Here is a 19,179-nt window from a genome sequence, read left to right on the forward strand (position 1 = left end):
CACCTATTCAAATGCACAAACAAAATCAATTAACAAGAAAAACATACAAATCAAAAAAATCTCAACGAAGCTAGCTTCATTGAGATTTAAATAATAAATTTAATCCTTTAATAATCTGTATCGGTTATTTAGGACTAGACAGGGATAAAATTAATCTACTGAATCTTCTATATCATCAGCGACATCTTCTACCTTGTCCCCTAGTGTTTTTTCTTCTCTACAGCTTACAGTCCCTAGTGTAAACATTGCTGCTATTGCGATAACTACAAATCTCTTGATCATAATAATTTAATTTAGTTAGGTTAATTTAAGTTGATATTATAGAGGCTTTCTACCTGAAATAATATTTATTAGAATTACGATTACTGCAATTACAAGTAAGATGTGAATTAATCCACTCTCTCCCATTCCGCCACCTACGCCTACTAGACCCAGTACCCAAATGATTACACAAACAACTGCTACTAGCCAAAGTATACTTCTCATAATATTTCTTTTTTATTGGTTCGATACAAATGTAGGAATACTCTGAAGTTACTGTTGTTAACAAAATAGCAATTGAATAATTTTTAACAAATATTCGTAAGGAATTCGTAAAAACAAGACGTGAATAAAAATTTAAAGAATGTATTTAGTTTAATAATGTAATAATATCAATTTAATAATTTGAAGGTAAATGAATAACGTCCTGAGCGCGCGCCTGGTGTTTCTTTAACAATTCTGGATCCATTTTTTTAAGTAAAGCCATCATCATGTTCATACGTTGATTGCCTTTAAAATGTTCTTTTTTCTCTTCCAGAAAATTCCAATAAAGAGAATTAAAAGGACACGCATCTTCCTCGGCTTTTTTCTTAGATACTTTGTAAACACAACCTTTACAGTAATTACTCATTTTATTGATATAACTACCACTACTTACATAGGGTTTAGTAGCGACCAGACCACCGTCAGCCCATTGTGACATACCTCTAGTATTAGTAATCTCCACCCATTCTATGGCATCTATATAGATACCCAAATACCACTCGTCTACATAACTAGGGTCTGTCATGGTAAGTAAGGCATAGTTACCAGTCACCATTAATCGTTGTATGTGATGCGCATAAGTGTTATCTAATGAATTATTAATAGAGTGTTTTAAACAATTCATTTTAGTATCTCCAGTCCAATAAAATTCTGGGAGTTTATTTCTATTTTCTAATTTATTCTTAGTTTGATATCCAGGCATGTAACTCCAGTACATTCCGCGCATGTATTCTCGCCAGCCTAGAATCTGTCGTATAAACCCTTCTACTTGAGAGATGTCTATTTGTGGTGTTCCGCTTTCGCGAAAGCGAGATAAAACAGTCTTAATTACCTCGAGCGGAGAAAGCAACTTACAATTCATAGCAAAGCTTAACCTGGAATGAAATAGATAATCCTGATCAGTGTGCATCGCATCTTGAAAATCTCCAAAATGTACCAATAAATGCTCACAGAAATAATTTAAAACATCTAGTCCATCTTGCCTAGTAGTGGGCCAATTAAAATTATTAGCATCTATGCGGCCTATAGTTTTAACTCCTTTTTTTTCTAATAAATCTGTTATTTCTGTTACTTCTTTTCTAAAACCTCTTTCATGTGGTATGGCAGTTTTCTCGTCCCATTTTTTACGATTGCTCTGGTCATAATTCCATTTACCACCTTCTGGTTCTTTATCTCCTTCTATCATGATGTCGTACTTCTTACGCATATCGCGATAGAAATACTCCATAGTCCAGCGTTTTTTTCCTTCAAAGAATTTCTCTACGTCTTTTCTTTTGGTTAAAAAATGCTCTGTATCATACCCCTGCCATTCTATCTCTAGGGATTTACAAAAATCACGTAATTGCTGGTCCAGTCGCCATTCATCTGGTGCGAGGTATTCAAATTTTTCAATCTTATGTTCTTTAATAAGCTTATTAAGATTTTCTATTAAATCCTGAGTGTTCTCTTTATGATCTAATCGATAATAAACACTTTGCCAACCACGGTCCTTGATCCAATCATTAAAACTACGCATCGCCATAAAAAACGCTACCACTTTCTGAATGTGGTGTGTTACATAATCTGTTTCCTGACGCATCTCTGCCATGAAATAAATCACGTGTTCTTGATCTTCTTGAAACCAAGAGTGCTGGTGGTTCAATTGATCTCCTAATATTAATCGTAGTGTTTTCATGGTGGTTTATCTATTAATTTTATTAGTAATGCCATTACAGAACGGCACTACTTTATTACCTCTCAGGTTTTTAAAACTTAAGCTTAAATTTAAGAGATCGTCGGAATAACAAATCTTATTCACTCATTTTGAGTAAGTTATTATTTTATTTCAGATTTTTTCCTATTACAAACCGATCTCGACCATCACTCGACCTAGCATCTTTTATGCGATTCTAACTTTAAGTTCTTTTTTAATTTCAATTTCAAAACAATCCTTCTTGCAACCACAATCGTTGAAACTTTCCATCACTATCATAACGGCTGGCTTGCAACTGGATATTAAATGTTCTATTTCTAGGGTCATTTCCTACACCGCTATTATACATCCAGTTGCCATAATTAGAATGCACGTCATAATCGATGAGAATGTGCTCAAAGTAGGCTGCTCCTATTCTCCAATCTTGTTCTCTGTGCATGGACCAGTAGCTGGCAACATTTTGCCTACCGCGATTACTCATCCATCCTGTTGTGGACAGCTCTTTCATATTTGCATTTACAAAAGCCTCATGTGTAGTACCATTGATCCATTTATCCAGCTCTCGTAAACTAGATTTCCATTCATATTCCTTCTGTAAAATACCACCTAACATGAAAATCTGACTTTCATGTTTAAGGGATACAAACTTGAAAAAATCTCTCCATATCAATTCAAAGATTAACCAGTAGGTATCTTGATTCTTCTTGATCTCTTTTTCAAATCGCTGCACTTCATGATAAATCTGTCGTGCAGATATACAACCTATCGCCAGCCACGCACTGAATTTGCTGCTGTAATCTATACCTAGAAGTCCATTTCTAGTCTTTTTATAGTATTGAAGTTTCTCAGTTTGCCAGAAATAATGATCGAGTCGTTCCCATGCGGCAGTCTCGCCACCTTGCCATGGAAAGGCACTGCGAGTATCTTTTTTAAAATCTTCTAGTCCTAAGTCTTTTAAAGTAGGTATTTGCGTTTCTACTGCTTGTGGTTTTACTTGAGTATATCCAGTTATATCTACTAATTCTCTAACCTTAGACTGCTTCTCACACTTCTTACGGAATTCAGTAAAAACACGCGGTATTTTATTCCAGCTATCAAAAGGAACATCTTCTGGATGGAATAAAAACTGGTCGTACACACGATAGCCTTTTACCTCATTTTTAAGTCCAGCTTTATCGATCGCTTTGCCTAGATCTTCTTCTTGTTGCAATTCATCTCGAGTCCATTCCTTTTGTAGATAGATATTTTTAATATCTAGCTTACCGATTAAGTCTGGAATAACCTGAGCAGGTGACGCGTGAAAAATTAATAACGGAATATTGTATTTCTCTAAATTGGCTCTTAGATTCTCTACGGCTTCTCTTATAAATTGCGCTCTATATTTGCCTGTCTTACCAAATGGCAACTCTATATCTAGATCAAATTTACTCTTCTCGTAAAAATTAGGATCAAAGAAATAAACGCCTATTACTGCACCATCATTCTCACATGCTGCTTTTAAACTATGATTATCTTGTACTCTTAGGTCGTTTCTAAACCAAACTAGGTTACTCATGTGGTGTAAATTAAAATCTAAACTTAAATTTAAACTCAAAAGAAATATTTTGAATTAAAACCTCTATTATCTATCAGGCCTTCGCAGGGCGGTTTAGTTAAATTCTATCTCAATGTTTTTTTTTACATCGTCAACAAATTCTCAAATCACTTATTAGAGCTACATTTCTTACTGCAGTACTTTACTGTTTCCCAGTTCTTTTCCCATTTTTTACGCCATGTAAAATCACGATTACAGACGGGACAGGTTTTAGTAGGTAAATTGTGCTGATTGCGCATGGATTATAATTCCGTTAATTTTTTACCTACCTGAGCGTATGAAAGTCTCTTATCTACTTGTGCTGTGGCATAACCATCTAATCCATTAATAGTAACTGTACCAGCTTTTCCTAGATCTAACCACCCATCTTGCGCCTGAATTTCTTCATTGAAAAATACATCTGTGATTTTACAAATTACTAGAATGCAATTGTTCTCTGCTAGATGGTATTCATTTACATATTCGGCAGCAATTTGAACGGGAGATTCTTTTACAAATGGAGAGTTAAAACCATCTCTTTCTAAAAGCTCAATATTTAATTCTTCAAACTCTGAAATACTAGTATCATACTTAGCACTAGATTGATGTGCACGTTCTACAAGAGTTTTACTCACATGATTAAGCGTTATTTTACCTGTCTCTTTAAGATTATGATAGGTATGTCCTGCACCATGACCCAGTGGCCTTTGGACAAAACTAAATAAGGCAGGATTGCTACCTAAATGCGTCACACTGCTAAATATGGCAACGTTATTTACACCGTCATTTGATCTCGTGGCAAGCAAGTTAGCACTTTTAAAGCCTGTTATACTATTTACAAGATTACCTCTATAAATGCGCTCGTAACTTTTAAGCTCTTGTTGATCTATGTGTTTCATTTGTTTAACTTATTAAGTCAAAGGTAAAACAAAACAACGTCGATAGCTGTTTTTTAACTGTTTAAACTTTCCTAAATTGCTGTCATGGATTTACAGAAAGCATTTGAGATCAATAAAGAAACCTGGAACACAAAGGCAGAGGTTCATTATGAGAGTGATTTTTATGATAAGCACGCTTTCGCGAAAGCGAGAAACTCATTAAACTCTTATGAAATAAACGCAATAGGAGATGTAACCGGCAAGAGTTTACTGCATTTGCAATGTCATTTCGGTCAAGACTCTTTGAGCTGGGTTAATAAAGGTGCTCTAGTTACCGCTGTAGACATCTCTGACAAGGCTATCAATAGAGCAAGAAAACTGAGTGCCGAATTAGAACTGCCAGCAAAATTTGTTTGTTGCAATGTGATGGACACCTCGCAATATGTAAAAGAACAATTTGACATTATTTTTGCTAGTTACGGAACCATAGGCTGGTTGCCCGATTTAAAACCATGGGCACAAATGATTGCAGAGCGATTAAAACCAGGTGGTATTTTCTACTTAGTAGAATTTCATCCTATATTATGGATGGTAGACTATACAGAAGAAGAGCCTTCTTTAAAATATCATTATGCACAAAATGAAGCTATCTATGAAGAATATTCAGGCACCTATGCGGACCAAGATTCAAAAATGATTTCTAAAGAATACGGCTGGAATCATTCTTTAAGCCAGGTTATTCAATCCTTGATAAATGCAGGATTAACCTTAGAGTTGTTTGCCGAACATGATGGCAGTCCCTACAACGTATTCCCTGATATGGAAAAACGAGAAGACGGACTTTATTATATAAAAGATGGCTTGAGCCCCACTCTATTTGAGGTAAAAGTTAGAAAGGGTGAATAATTTAAAATTAAAATACTTAGTCACCAAATCCAAGTTTCAGCAAGTCTTCTATTATTCATCATTTAGATTTTATAGCCTATTTGGCAAAAAATATTACGGCTATAATAAATACTCCGGTCTCGTATTAATGAGTTTTCTTAAGAAGCATAACGACAGTAAAAACACTTTAAGTATATCGGTCGTAGATAAGAACTTAAACCAAGTTAATCTTGAGGAATTACATAATTACGGTTTAAGAGCAAACTATAATGATCATATCACTTTGTTCTTAAATCCTTTAAAACATCAGTTTAAAATTTTCGTTGGAAGAAATCTCAAGTCTCTTATTAATAAAAAGACTTCCTTAAAAATAAGTGGAGATGTCCAACCTTATATTAATAAAGGTGAATTTTTAGTTGGTATAGAAATAGCTTTAATAAATATCAGTAAAAAACTGAAAAAGTTATAATGTGAGTAATCCAAAAAAAAATCCCTTTTCAATTAAAATTGAAAAGGGATTTTTTTTAAACCTAGAATAGTTCTAAGATTCTACCACCTTTGCTTCAGGTGCATTTTTCATAACGCTCTCGATTCCATTATCTCTAGCGGCTTCAGAATTATACATCTCGCTTTTACCTATTACCTGACCGTTAGTTGCAGTAAGGTTGAAATAAGGCTGATCTGATTTACTAACTCCGTTTACAAAACGCTTCTCATCTTGAGAGTTCTTACGTACCGATTCAATACCATTATCTCTAGCTGCTTTGGTTGTATAACCTTCACTAGCAAGAATAGTCTGACCGTTAGATGCTTTAAGTCTAAAACGGAACTCTCCTGACTTATTTTTATATATTTCAAATTTTCCCATGTCTGTATTTTTAATGAATAGCTAAAGGTAGTAAAAAGTAAAAGTTGTTTTGAGGTTTTAGAATATTCTTATCTACTCTACAAGTATTTACACATCTCAAATCATATGTCTAAAAGCTCCATAAAATTCATACATACTAGATTATAATCTTAAAAATTAAATCTTTATCTCTAGCGTCATGTAATAATTACGGTTAGGTGACGGTATAATTCCTGGACCAGGATAACCAGTTGCTCTTCTTGTAAAGTAAGCATTATCCAGTACATTGTTGATTCCTGCTTCTAACTTAAATCGCTTATTAAACTTATAAGAGGTAGAAAAATCCATAATATCATAAGATGGTATAGAACCTATCACACCACTTAAATTACCATCTACGGCATTTGTAGCATCTGTAAATTGCTCTGATAGATAAGAGTATTGAAGACTGGCAAGAAAGTTCTTATACCCAAACTTTAAACCTGTTTTAAAATTGAATTCTGGTATAAATTCTACCTTATTACCTTCTACTCCATTCTCTTCAGAACTGGTGTATTCAGAACTTAAAACTGATGTATTAAAAAACAGATTAAACACATAATCTGTATCATTAATAAATAATTTATTCAAATTAAAATCTACTAGACTCTCTAGTCCATAGATAAAAGCATCACCTACATTACCTCGCTCACTTTTTACACGACCGTCAGACACGATCTGTCTAAAACCTATACGATCTTGATATACTAATGCAAACACACTAGCGTCATAGGATACCAAATCTCTATAATTACCACGAGCACCTACATCTGCTGTAAAGCCTTTTTCATCATCAATATCTGGATCGATCTCAAAAGCTGGATTTGCTGTGCTTATATCTGTATAGGTAACAGATCGGTAGTTTTGAGATATGTTACCGTAAAACTCTAATGATTTATTTGCTTTATAACTGGACCCTAAACCTAGTAATACAAATGTTCTTTCATTAACACGATTCTCATCTACACGTTCATTAAAAATGACATTTCCAGCTGCATCTGTTCTTATTTCTCTCGAGAAACCATCACTTTCAGTTTTTATATATTCCAGTCTAAAACCAGGAGTAATGGATAGCTTATCATTCAAGTAAATGATATTCTCACCAAACAAAGAAACATTTAAATTAGGATACACAAATTCATTTTGATTGGGATAATTAGGAAATTCTTCTGTTTGAAAATCAAAGTTGGCATCACTACCGTCACTTCCAGGACCTTGCTGGCTCGTATTATCTGCCTTATAGAATTTAGAACCTATCAAGAAAATTGATTTTTTACCAGCTAGCTCATAATTACTTAAGAAACGAGCCTCTGCACCAAAGTTGTTGAACTCTCCTTTTATTAAATCACGCTCTGTTCCTGGATCTACTTGATCTACTCTATTAGTTCTAAAACCTAGAGCATTTCTTTGTGCATCGAGTCCAAAGGCACTAAAAGTAAATTTAGTATCCTCAGAAAAATCGTGAGAAAAAGTAACGTTATAAAGTAACCAGTCTACTTCAAACCAGTTGCGCTCTCTATTGCTTTGAAAAGGATCTTCTTGAAACTGATTATCATTTAAACCACCAGCCTGTTGCGCTAGGTAATTCAGGTAAGTAACCTCGGCAGTTACTTTAGTTTTTTCATTGAACTGATAACCTACATGAGCATAAGCATTCTTTGATTCAAAACCAGAATTAGGTCTAAAACCATCACCACGCTTATAATTAAAGAAGGTGTAATAACTCCACTTACCAGCTGTACCACTAAGACTTGTGAAATTAGTATACAGTCCATTACTTCCTACTGTATTACGAGTTATAAACTCAATAGGTTGAGTAGCATTAGGCTTTTTAATAACAAAATTCACTAACCCACCGAATTGTGTTCCATATTGTAAAGAAGCCGCTCCACGTATAATCTGTATGCTACCTAAAGCCTCAGTAGGTGGTGCATAATAACTTTCTGGATAACCTAAAACATCTGCACTGATGTCATAACCATTCTGGCGCGTGTTAAAATTTGCAGTTCTATTAGGGTCTAGTCCACGACCACCTATATTAAGCTGTAAACCTGCATCGTCATTTTGATAAATATTAAGCCCAGCTACCTGATTATAAATTTGTCTCGCATTGTTAGTAGCTAGGTTTGCCGTAGAGTTTTCTATAAGAACAACTTCTGTCTTTTTACCGGCATAAATAGCCGTTCCTTCTACATCTTTTAAACGTTCTATCTGGAATATTTTTTCCTTTCTAGCCGTTATTTCTATCGCTGTTAATTGTTCAGAAAGTTCTTTTAATTTAAAATTATGAACCGCATCGCTAGATATGGAAAGATTGGTTTCCAGCACGTCATATTCATAAGTAAAGAAAACAAGAGTAAGAGTCGTTTTTTGAGTCTCAAATCGATAGTTACCACTAGCGTCCGTAGTAGCGAGTACACCAGCATCTTTATCATAAATATCTACATCATTAATAGCAACACCAGTTACAGCATCGGTTACTTTTCCAGATATTTGAAATTGTGCTATCGCACTACAGCTCATTAATAGAGCTATAATTATAAAACTATAATCCTTTAATCTCATCGTTGAATGGTAAAATCCAGCTTTTATGCTGGAATGATTCTTTAATCGCGTACAAATTTACCGCTTTATCTACGTACGGCTGGCTTAATCTTCCATTAAGAGCTACATAACTATCCACGTAAACAGCCACGTTCTTATGACCTTGTTGGGTAAAATGGTCTCCTAAAAAATGTGCGTATTGTAATATAAAATCTGGCTGGTAGCTCATTTGCTTTTCTTGAAATGGAGTTAAGAAGTCACTGTTTTGTACATAAAATGACTTCCCATCTTCATCAACTATTTTAAACTGAGCACTTCCCATTTTTTCCATAAGCATGACGCGCCATGAAAATCGATACCCTTCTTCTGTCCAGAATAACTCTCCAGGATAGGCTAGATAACGCCATGGCAACAGCAATTGTAAGGCAAAGAAAATACCTAAAATTGGTAAAATGAATCGCTTGTATTTAAGTTCCATTGCTTTTTTGGGTACTCGCTTTCGCGAAAGCGGAATAAAAAACATCTTTAATGGCAACAACAGTCTTCTTATATAATTAATGATTCTTTCATGTAGTCCAGAATCAAAAAAGATAAGTGCGCTTACTATCATAACAAATGGGAACATACCGATAGGGAATAAAACACGTGTTAAGACGTGAAAAACGACCACGGCTACAAATGCTAGAATTCGCGTTCTTTTATAGAGAAGTAAAAAAGGTATGAATAGATCGTACAACATCCCAGACCAGCTGAAGGCATAGTGCACCCATTCTTGTTCCATGAGGTTTCCTAATAGTGGTATATCATATTTAGAAGGCAACCATATTTTTAATGGCATGGCTTTTATAAGCCAGTCGCTATTTAATTTGGCCAGACCTGCATAGAAATAAACTACTCCTAGAAGTAATTTTATACTATCTATAGTCCATTTAGGGATTTGAGGAGTTTGTTTATTTTCATCCTTTGCAACAGTATTATCTAAAGTATCTATGGAAAAATAACGTGCTGCTGGTAAAAAAAGCAGTAAAAAACTTAACGCACTTATAAAGTAATAATGGTTGAGATAGGTGGTTTTATCCATCAACTCGATGTAGGTAAAACTGAGAAAAAACACCAGCATAGATATGCGATATTTATAACCTAGCGCTACAAATAATGCTGCTAGTCCACAAAGTGCAAAAATCAAATAGGTCGCATTACCTACAGGTTGCACCCAAGTAAACCCAAAATAACTAAAATGAAATTGTGGTTCTATATATAAGGTATTGATCCAGCCGTGAGCTGCAAATCTTATAATGCTATATAACATCATGACCCCAAAACCTATACGGAAAATCGCCAGTGGCGCCGCAGATGTTGTTCTATTGAAGTATGTATGAATATTTGATTTCATTCCAAAAAAAAGGTTGCCACAAAGATGGGCAACCTTTTTTAAATATTAGTTATCAATTAGTCACCGTCTGCATCTACAAAGTCAACGCTTATATTTAACGTTTGCAGCATATCTATTTTAAATAAAACAGTGGCAAGTTGCAACTCGTCATAAGTTCTAGTCATTAAAGAGTTATCTGTATTCACCTGATTTGCAAAATTGTCATCTAGTACATTCATTTGTGCTCTTGCCGTTGCTAGTTGGCTATTGATAGCAGTGGTAAGATCTGAAGTACCGCTGTTGGTTCTCAACTCTGTTACATAACTAGCATAACTAGGTCCTGTGGTTGATCCATCATAAGCTCTACCATTAAAGAAATCATCTACTGCTTGTAAACCTTCTAGAGCAAGTTCTTTAGAAAATTCTTCACTGTAAAAGCCTTCTACTCTATCTGCTAGAGGTGTCGTAGAAAACACACCTGCAGGTATACCTACTTTATTAGCTCTAAGTCCTTTTTCATAATAAAAGATAAAGTCATTTATCAATAAATTTACCGAACTAGTTACCGTATTTCCTGTACTATTAACAAATATATCTCTATAAGAACCTGTCCAGTCGTTTAAAACTGCAGTTGTTAAAGAATCCATTTGATCAATAACATCACTCAAGTAATCTTTATATCCTTGAGCATTTGTATTATTTGTGTAAGTATCTAGAATGCTAAGATCATCTGTTGCAACACCATATAGTAAATAGTCTACTGCAGGAAAACCTACTGCGTCATTATTATTAGGGCTTGTTAAATCATAAGACGCGCTTGCAATATTATTTTGAATATCAGTAACATTTGTAGGATAGATATTCATCTGGAAAGAATATAAAATCTCCTCAGCTCTACCTATGTTAAACATTTCTACATATTGCCATGTCATGTAAGCATCTAACCACTCTTCTCTTAGCTCATCTAGGTTAGCCTGATTAGGCGTTGCGATAAAAAGATCTTTAGAAGTTTTAAGTGAATTCAAGTCATCACTTAAATCTTGTAATGCTGGGATAATAATATTATCGGCTGCATTCTCTAGCAAAGCTTTTCTATCAAAGCTATCTGTAGTAGTTGCTACTCCATCATCTTCAGACTCACTACATGATCCTATAGCGATCGCTGCAAAAAGTACTAATACTAAGTTTCTTAACTTCATTTTTTAATTTTAAAAAGTTTGCAAATTTAAGATGGTAGTCGAGAATATGACTCATTAACAACACCAACTTAATGTTAATCTTTTAATCCAGAAAAATTCCAAAACCGCCCGAGGACAGTTTTGAAATTTTTCATTGGCTAATTATGACTTTTTAGTCTGCTGCTTGTGCAGTAGTAAAAGTAAATCTTGCAGAGATCTCATCAGAGATTCTATCTAGAGTTGCTGTATCTACATCCCAGAAACCGTTACCTGTCATTAATTCTGCTAGGTAAGCATCTACTTCAGTTTTTGTGAAGTAAGGTTGTGTAGTACCAGGCTGTCTAGTAAACTGTAAACTGTATATAAAACCATAAGCCTCAGAAAGTGCATGAAAAGCACTAGCAGGATCAGAGCTTAAGTTAGATTTACTTGCTTGCATATAAAACACCGCTCTTACAGCAGGGATTTTAGAAATATTTTCTTTAATGATATTTGCTTGCTCATCTCTTAAATCATAATCACCTTCTACTATTGCAGCACGACCTAATTTAAAAGCGTCATATATAGTTGCAGCAATACCTGTAAAATCGCTATCACCTTCTACACGGTCTAGATATTCACTTAAAAAGCTATCTTGATCTAGAACTGGTGCAGTAGCATCTGCCTCAGCACCGTATAGGTAACCAAAAGCCTCGTCCCATTTATGCTCCATAGTAGTATAGTTCTTACCGGTTTCTAGAACAGCGTTATCATTGTCCACTCTATTATCTCCTGCATCAAGAACAGCTGGACTTAGGTAGTTATTAAGAATTTGATCTGTCATTAACGCACCTAGAAGACCTTTTGCAAAGGCCTGATCGTACTCAAGACCTTTTGCATTTACATATCTTACTGTACCACCACCAGCTTGTTGAATCTGTCCTGCAACACCAGCGGCTGCATTAGAATTCCATACTGGGAATACGTCGTTTACTTGAGAAGAGATAAAACCATCAAAATCTGCTTTGATAGCTGCTGCAACAGTTGTGTTTGCAGAGAAAAAGTCTGCACTAGCAGCTACTTTACTACGTACACTTTTATCAGATGCGTTTAAATCTGCATCAGTAAAATCACTTGCTCCTTCTATATGAGCAAACATGTTATCTAATTGCGCCTCTGTAAGTGCTGTGTTTTTAAAACCAGACTTAATTTCTTCGGCCATTGCGATTCTAGTAGATTGTCCAGAATAGCTTACCGTTGTAGCACTATTTCTTTGGAAAGAATAAGTTGCAGGAGTCTGTACAGCGATAGTCGCTACGTCATCATCACTATCACAAGATGTGAAAAATGTAGCTGTTAATGCTGCGATGGATAAAATAGATATTTTGGTAATTCTCATTTTACTTTTATTTAGACTTGATATAAATAATTGTTATTTGCGAGCGCAAAGATAAAACCCTTATTTAGATTAAATAAACATAACTGATTCTTTTATCAATTGTTATTACTTATACTAAGTACCTGTACTATTGATAAAATATATAGAATGATTCTAAATAGAATAAAGTAAAAACTTACATAACTTATTACTAGTCACATAGTAATAAGTTAATAGATTCTATATGAAGTATATGTGTTCTCGCTTTCGCGAAAGCGGAATCATCAAAAAAGCAAGTCTATTAAACCAACTCTGCTTCAAAAAGCTCTACAAAGTATTTTTGAATTTTGGACTTCACTTCTTCCATATCAACCTCTCTTTTAAGTTCTGCCGCGAGAGAAGTAACGGCCTTATCTTCTATCCCGCAAGGAATGATGTGGTCAAAGTAACCCAAGTTAGTATTTACATTAAATGCAAAGCCATGCATGGTCACCCAGCGACTAGCCCTTACACCTAGTGCACAAATCTTGCGAGCAAATGGAGTCCCTACATCTAGCCAAACACCTGTCTCGCCATCACTGCGTTCTCCTTTAAGTCCATAGTCGGCAAGGATTTTAATGAATACCTCTTCTAAGAAACGTAGGTATTTATGAATATCTGTAAAAAAATTATCTAAATCTAGAATAGGATAACCTGTAATCTGTCCAGGTCCATGATAGGTAATATCACCACCACGATTAATTTTATAGAAAGTTGCTCCTATATTTTTAAGTAAACCCTCGTTTGCTAGTAGATTTTCTAAATCGCCGCTTTTACCTAATGTATATACATGGTCATGCTCTACAAATAATAAATGATTTTGAGTCTCTAGACCAGCGTCTTCTCTCCTATTCTTGATTTTGGTATCGAGAATACTTTTAAAGAGTTGTTCCTGGTAGTCCCAAGTTTCTTTATAATCCTTGCGTCCTAGATCTTGAAAATTCACTTTCTTATTCATGTTGCAAAGGTAGAAGTATGTATTCAGTTTACCTTATAGTAAGAGATAGTATTTACCTATCAGGATTATTTAAAATAATCAAAGCCGCAATTACTCCAGGAATCCAGCCTAGCAATGTTAACAAGAATACTATAATGATAGATCCACAGCCTTTACCTATAACAGCTAGTGGTGGAAAAATGATGGCCAAAATAACGCGCCAAATACTCATACTTTAAAGTCTTTAAATTAATGGTAAGCAACTAGGTGTATATTAACGTTTAACGAATTAACAAAAAGTACCGTTAATAACAGCTGCCTATATAAAAGACTTACAGAATTCTATTTTGTTACACGGTTATACCAAGTTATCTTTGCAAGCTTAATTCAAATAAAAATTATGCAACTTTCTGAACAAGAAATCGTACGCCGTGAGAAACTAGGCAAGCTGCGCGAGATGGGAATAGATCCTTATCCAGCGGCACTTTATCCAGTAGATAATACGTCTAAAAAGATTAAAGCCGATTTCCAGGAAGGTAAACAGGTAGTAATCGCTGGTCGATTAATGCGTAAGAAGATTCAAGGGAAAGCCTCCTTTGGCGAGATTCAAGATGCAGACGGTCGTATACAGGTATACTTTAACCGCGACGAGATATGTCCTGGTGATGATAAATCTATGTATAATGATGTATTTAAAAAGTTATTAGACCTAGGAGATTTTATAGGTATTAAAGGAGAACTTTTTAAAACCCAAGTAGGTGAGATTACGGTTAATATTAAAGAATACACTTTATTAAGTAAGTCTTTAAAACCATTACCATTACCTAAAACAGATGCTGAAGGAAAAACTTATGACGAGTTTAATGATCCTGAAATGCGTTACAGACAGCGTTATGCAGATCTTGCTGTAAACCCACATGTAAAAGAAGTTTTTGTAAAAAGAACTAAACTTTTTAATGCTATGAGATCGTTCTTTAACGACAGAGAGTATTTTGAAGTAGAGACTCCTATCTTACAACCTATTCCAGGTGGAGCGTCTGCACGTCCATTTATAACACACCACAACTCTCTAGACATGCCGCTTTATATGCGTATCGCAAATGAGCTGTATTTAAAGAGACTTATAGTAGGTGGTTTTGATGGTGTTTATGAATTCAGTAAAAACTTCCGTAATGAAGGAATGGATCGCACGCACAATCCAGAATTTACTGCTATGGAAATCTATGTAGCTTATAAAGACTACAACTGGATGATGGACTTCACAGAAAAACTGTTAGAAAACTGTGCTGTAAAGGTAAATGGAGCAACGACTAGCCAGTTCGGCGAGCATACTATAGAATGGAAAGCACCATATCCTAGAGTAACCATGCGTCAGTCTATCATCGATTTCACTGGGTTTGATATCGATGGAAAAAGTGAAGAAGAGTTATTCGCTTTCGCGAAAGCGGAAGGAATAGAAGTAGATGCTACCATGGGTAAAGGAAAGCTTATCGATGAGATCTTTGGAGAAAAATGTGAAGGACAGTACATACAACCTACTTTTATCACAGACTATCCTAAAGAGATGTCACCGTTATGCAAGCAACACCGTGATAATCCAGAATTAACAGAGCGTTTTGAATTAATGGTTTGTGGTAAAGAGATAGCAAATGCTTATTCTGAATTAAACGACCCTATTGATCAAAGAGAACGTTTTGAAGCACAATTAAAACTAGCAGATCGTGGTGATGACGAGGCTATGTTTATAGATCAAGATTTCTTGAGAGCTCTTGAATATGGAATGCCTCCTACTTCAGGATTAGGAATAGGAATGGACCGTTTAATCATGTATCTTACAAATAACCCATCTATACAAGAAGTGCTTTTCTTCCCTCAAATGAAGCCAGAAAACACAACAAGTGTTGAGCTTAATGAAGATGAAAAACACGTTTTTGAACTACTTTCTAAGTCTGGTAAAATAGAGCTAGCTGCTCTTAAAGATCAGGCTGGTTTAAGTGGTAAAAAATGGGACAAATCTATTAAAGGACTTACAGGTAAAAAAGTCGCAAAGGTTTCTAAAACCGATGATGGACTTTTTGTAGAGGTAGTTTAATTTACATATTTAAATAATTATAAATCTGCTTGTTATAACTAATAAGCAGATTTTTTTTGTTAAATAGTATAAGTCATTTCTAGAAAAAATTTTCTACAAAAGTCACAAAACCAGTTATAGACATGCTTAATAAATAACGCATGATCGATCTCTATGACGTTGTTTTAAATGATTAATATGAATACATTTGGCAAAATTTAAAAAACCACAAATGAAAAAAATTATCGCTCTAGCAGTTATTTTAATAGGCGCAGCATCTTGTCAAGAATCACAAAAAATAGCATTTGTAGACAGTGAAAAAGTTTATGAAGAATATCAAGAAAAAATAGATCTTGAAGCAGCTATAACAAAAAAGCAAGAAGATTTTAAAAAGAAAACAGACAGTCTAGGAATGGCTTACCAAATGGAAGCAGCACCTATGCAGGCTAAATTCAGTAAACTGAGCCAGCAACAACAACAAACTAATCCTGAAATAGCAGCATTTAGTAAAAAATGGCAAATGATAGAGTCTCAAATCAAGGCTCAAGAGCAAAGTTTACAAGAGCAGCTAGACAAAGACTTAAAAGAACTAAATACTAACGTAGAAGAGTTTATTGCGTCCTATGCAAAAAAGAATAATTACTCTTTTGTATTAGGTAAAAATAACTCTGGAGGATTAGTTTATGGAAATGAAACTAGTAACATTACTGAAACGGTAATCACAGAATTAAATAAAGCTTATAACAGTAAAGATGACTCAAAAACAACAAATTCTGAGACATCAACAAAAACTGAAGAATCGGATAAATAGTCATCATTATCAACTATTTACACATTGTAAAAAAATTAAAGTCATGCCTAGAGCATGACTTTTTTTTGCACTTTAATTAAACCTTATTGAAAATATCATGTCATAGAATTGTAACATTAAAACATAAACACATGAAAAAGATATTGTTTTTATTAGCTATTTTAAGTGTAGGAATTACACAAGCTAACAACGGAAAAAAAGATCGTACTCCAGAGCAAATTGCTTCTATACAGTCTAAGAAAATGACTCTAGCTTTAGACCTAGATGCTAAACAACAAACTCAAGTTGAAAAACTATTATTAGTTGAAGCGAAAGATCGCAAGTCTAACAAAATGAATAGAGAAGATAGACAGAAACTTACTGAAGAACAAAAATTCACAAAGTCTGAAGCTGCTCTTGAAAAAAAGATTGCCATGAAACGTGAAATGAAAAGCATTCTTAATGCCGATCAATATGCTAAATGGGAGAAAATGATAGCTAAAAGATCTAGAGGAAAAAAAAGAGGTGGCAAGCACAGAAAAGGACAAGATGAAAAAAGAGGAAATCGTAACTAGTCAATCTTAAAGTAATTAACTAACAACGTATTACTTTCCCTTTTTACTAAAGCTGGATTCTTAATTGAGTCCAGCTTTTTATTTTATTATCCAAATAAATTCTTATTTTTAAACACTAGAAAACTCCCATCATGAAAAAAGTATTATTTATTGCGGCTATTCTTGCCAGTTCTGTAACGTTTGCACAACAAGAAATAAGCCCAGCACAACAAGAATTAAGTAGAAAAACTACCGCTAGAGTCCAAGATTTTAATTCTAAAATGGATGCTAAAGTGGATAAGATTATGGATATTACTAAATTAGAAAGTGATAAACGCAGTCAACTTAGTGAAATCGTTACTAATAAAGAAAGTAGATTAGATCGCCTTGCTCGTGAAGGAAAAGAAGCTACTGATGTTCAAGGTAGGAAAAATGATATCATGAATACGTATCAAACAGAATTAAAGCAACTTCTAGGTGAGGATAAATACACTTTACTACAAAGTAAAGTAAGCACTAAATAGTTATTATTTTACAAGCATAAAAAAACCGCTCTTTTCAAGAGCGGTTTTTTTTTATATCTGAAATATTTAAATCTAGTATTTACCAACTAGCAACCACTTCCTTTGTTGCTTGTATAGTCCTGTCTAGATCTTCATAACTTAATGCATCATTTAAGAAGTAAGATTCAAAAGCACTAGGTGGTAAATAAATACCACGGTCTAATAAACCATGGAAATATTTCTTAAACCACTCATTATTACCTGTCGCAGCACTTGCAAAATCCACTACTTCTTGATCTGTAAAATGAACAGACATCATAGAACCGATACGGTTAATTTTATAATCCATTCCTTTTTCAGAAAGTACGGTATCAATTCCTTTATGTAAATACTCTGTCTTTGCAGCTAGATTATCATAAACACTAGGGTTGTTATTTAAATGAGTCAACATCGCCAGACCAGCACTCATCGCTAGTGGATTACCACTTAAAGTTCCCGCTTGATACACTGGACCTAATGGCGCTAGATGATTCATAATTTCTTGACGCGCGGCAAATGCACCTACTGGTAAACCACCACCTATCACTTTACCATAAGTAACGATGTCTGCTTTAACCCCAGTAACTTCCTGAGCGCCACCACGAGCTAACCTAAAACCAGTCATTACCTCATCAAAGACAAATAATGCTCCATGTTCATCACATAAAGATCTGATACCTTCTAAGAAACCGTCTTGTGGTAAAACACAACCCATGTTACCTGCAATAGGCTCAATGATTACACAGGCTATTTCACCTTTATTTTGCTTAAATATATCTGTTACTTGTTCTAAATTATTATAGTCTGCAAGTAGTGTGTCTTTTGCCGTTCCTTGAGTAACGCCAGGACTATTAGGACTACCGAAGGTTACCGCACCACTACCAGCTTGTATCAAGAAAGAATCACTATGTCCATGATAGCAACCTGCAAATTTTATAATCTTATCACGTCCTGTATAACCACGTGCTAGTCGTACAGCACTCATACATGCCTCTGTACCAGAGTTAACCATTCTTATCTGGTCTACATTAGGCGCCATAGATACCGCTAGCTTTGCTATTTCAGTTTCTATTGCAGTAGGCATTCCATAAGAAGTACCTTTTTCTGTAGCTTTAATAACCGCTTCTACAACTGGCTCAAAAGCATGACCTAAAATCATAGGTCCCCATGATGCGATGTAATCTATAATCTGGTTTCCATCTTCTGTTTGTAAATACGCACCTTTTGCACGTTCTACAAATACAGGATCTCCACCTACCGCATTAAATGCACGTACTGGAGAGTTCACCCCACCGGGAATATATTTTTTTGCTTCTTGAAAAAGCGCACTACTTCTTTGGTATATAAATGACATG

General features: G+C 34.7%; 20 protein-coding genes. 6 read left to right on the forward strand and 14 right to left on the reverse strand.

Annotated elements, in window-relative coordinates; genetic code table 11:
* Positions 1–150: 150 nt before the first annotated feature.
* The 6 genes from ABJF08_RS09865 to ABJF08_RS09890 form a co-directional block, all read right to left on the reverse strand.
* The gene (locus ABJF08_RS09865) at positions 151–282 is read right to left on the reverse strand and encodes a hypothetical protein (RefSeq protein WP_348115993.1); all 132 of its coding nucleotides are present in this window, start codon (positions 280–282) and stop codon (positions 151–153) included.
* 36 nt (positions 283–318) lie between these two features.
* Positions 319–486: a lmo0937 family membrane protein gene (locus ABJF08_RS09870; RefSeq protein WP_348115994.1), complete on the reverse strand. Its 168-nt coding sequence runs from the start codon at positions 484–486 to the stop codon at positions 319–321.
* A gap of 172 nt (positions 487–658) precedes the next feature.
* Positions 659–2,200, reverse strand: a complete 1,542-nt coding sequence (locus ABJF08_RS09875) for a cryptochrome/photolyase family protein (protein WP_348115995.1) — start codon at positions 2,198–2,200, stop codon at positions 659–661.
* Positions 2,201–2,444: 244 nt separating this feature from the next.
* The gene (locus ABJF08_RS09880) at positions 2,445–3,773 is read right to left on the reverse strand and encodes a DASH family cryptochrome (RefSeq protein WP_348115996.1); all 1,329 of its coding nucleotides are present in this window, start codon (positions 3,771–3,773) and stop codon (positions 2,445–2,447) included.
* Between the two features lie 146 nt (positions 3,774–3,919).
* Positions 3,920–4,051, reverse strand: coding sequence for a DUF2256 domain-containing protein (locus ABJF08_RS09885; RefSeq protein ID WP_104515565.1), 132 nt, complete (start codon positions 4,049–4,051; stop codon positions 3,920–3,922).
* Positions 4,052–4,054: 3 nt separating this feature from the next.
* The gene (locus ABJF08_RS09890; protein ID WP_348115997.1) at positions 4,055–4,690 is read right to left on the reverse strand and encodes a flavin reductase; all 636 of its coding nucleotides are present in this window, start codon (positions 4,688–4,690) and stop codon (positions 4,055–4,057) included.
* 84 nt (positions 4,691–4,774) lie between these two features.
* On the opposite strand from ABJF08_RS09890, the gene ABJF08_RS09895 reads away from it, so the two are divergent.
* Together ABJF08_RS09895 and ABJF08_RS09900 are read left to right on the forward strand one after the other, a co-directional pair.
* Positions 4,775–5,575 (forward strand): class I SAM-dependent methyltransferase, encoded by an 801-nt coding sequence (locus ABJF08_RS09895; protein ID WP_348115998.1) that lies wholly within the window; start codon positions 4,775–4,777, stop codon positions 5,573–5,575.
* Positions 5,568–6,023 (forward strand): hypothetical protein, encoded by a 456-nt coding sequence (locus tag ABJF08_RS09900; RefSeq protein ID WP_348115999.1) that lies wholly within the window; start codon positions 5,568–5,570, stop codon positions 6,021–6,023. The genes ABJF08_RS09895 and ABJF08_RS09900 overlap by 8 nt, the downstream gene beginning before the upstream one ends.
* A gap of 72 nt (positions 6,024–6,095) precedes the next feature.
* Here ABJF08_RS09900 and ABJF08_RS09905 read toward each other — a convergent pair whose 3' ends face one another.
* From ABJF08_RS09905 to ABJF08_RS09935, 7 genes are all read right to left on the reverse strand, one after another.
* Positions 6,096–6,422 (reverse strand): YegP family protein, encoded by a 327-nt coding sequence (locus tag ABJF08_RS09905; protein ID WP_104515569.1) that lies wholly within the window; start codon positions 6,420–6,422, stop codon positions 6,096–6,098.
* A gap of 156 nt (positions 6,423–6,578) precedes the next feature.
* Positions 6,579–9,005 (reverse strand): TonB-dependent receptor, encoded by a 2,427-nt coding sequence (locus ABJF08_RS09910; RefSeq protein ID WP_348116001.1) that lies wholly within the window; start codon positions 9,003–9,005, stop codon positions 6,579–6,581.
* Entirely contained in the window at positions 8,986–10,377 is a 1,392-nt protein-coding gene (locus ABJF08_RS09915; protein ID WP_348116002.1) for an HTTM domain-containing protein, read from the reverse strand. Before ABJF08_RS09915 ends, ABJF08_RS09910 begins: the two co-directional genes overlap by 20 nt.
* A gap of 56 nt (positions 10,378–10,433) precedes the next feature.
* Positions 10,434–11,555, reverse strand: coding sequence for an imelysin family protein (locus ABJF08_RS09920; protein WP_348116003.1), 1,122 nt, complete (start codon positions 11,553–11,555; stop codon positions 10,434–10,436).
* A gap of 151 nt (positions 11,556–11,706) precedes the next feature.
* Complete coding sequence (locus tag ABJF08_RS09925; protein WP_348116004.1) at positions 11,707–12,912, reverse strand: DUF4856 domain-containing protein; 1,206 nt, start codon at positions 12,910–12,912, stop codon at positions 11,707–11,709.
* Positions 12,913–13,192: 280 nt separating this feature from the next.
* Positions 13,193–13,888 carry a lipoyl(octanoyl) transferase LipB gene (gene lipB, locus ABJF08_RS09930; RefSeq protein WP_348116005.1) on the reverse strand — a complete coding sequence of 232 codons (696 nt, stop codon included), beginning with the start codon at positions 13,886–13,888 and terminating at the stop codon, positions 13,193–13,195.
* Positions 13,889–13,940: 52 nt separating this feature from the next.
* The gene (locus ABJF08_RS09935; protein ID WP_015362843.1) at positions 13,941–14,099 is read right to left on the reverse strand and encodes a YqaE/Pmp3 family membrane protein; all 159 of its coding nucleotides are present in this window, start codon (positions 14,097–14,099) and stop codon (positions 13,941–13,943) included.
* A 168-nt stretch (positions 14,100–14,267) separates the two neighbouring features.
* Between ABJF08_RS09935 and lysS the strand changes: the two genes are divergently transcribed.
* The 4 genes from lysS to ABJF08_RS09955 all read left to right on the forward strand — a co-directional run bounded on the left by lysS (position 14,268) and on the right by ABJF08_RS09955 (position 17,806).
* Positions 14,268–15,959 (forward strand): lysine--tRNA ligase, encoded by a 1,692-nt coding sequence (gene lysS, locus ABJF08_RS09940; RefSeq protein ID WP_348116006.1) that lies wholly within the window; start codon positions 14,268–14,270, stop codon positions 15,957–15,959.
* Between the two features lie 211 nt (positions 15,960–16,170).
* Positions 16,171–16,749, forward strand: coding sequence for an OmpH family outer membrane protein (locus tag ABJF08_RS09945; protein WP_348116007.1), 579 nt, complete (start codon positions 16,171–16,173; stop codon positions 16,747–16,749).
* A gap of 131 nt (positions 16,750–16,880) precedes the next feature.
* Positions 16,881–17,303, forward strand: coding sequence for a hypothetical protein (locus ABJF08_RS09950; RefSeq protein ID WP_348116008.1), 423 nt, complete (start codon positions 16,881–16,883; stop codon positions 17,301–17,303).
* 131 nt (positions 17,304–17,434) lie between these two features.
* Positions 17,435–17,806 (forward strand): hypothetical protein, encoded by a 372-nt coding sequence (locus tag ABJF08_RS09955; protein ID WP_348116009.1) that lies wholly within the window; start codon positions 17,435–17,437, stop codon positions 17,804–17,806.
* A 79-nt stretch (positions 17,807–17,885) separates the two neighbouring features.
* On the opposite strand, the gene hemL is transcribed toward ABJF08_RS09955, so the two are convergent.
* Positions 17,886–19,178: a glutamate-1-semialdehyde 2,1-aminomutase gene (hemL, locus tag ABJF08_RS09960; RefSeq protein ID WP_348116010.1), complete on the reverse strand. Its 1,293-nt coding sequence runs from the start codon at positions 19,176–19,178 to the stop codon at positions 17,886–17,888.
* Position 19,179: the final 1 nt, after the last annotated feature.

It is taken from the genome of Nonlabens sp. (assembly GCF_039941875.1).
Lineage (GTDB): Bacteria > Bacteroidota > Bacteroidia > Flavobacteriales > Flavobacteriaceae > Nonlabens.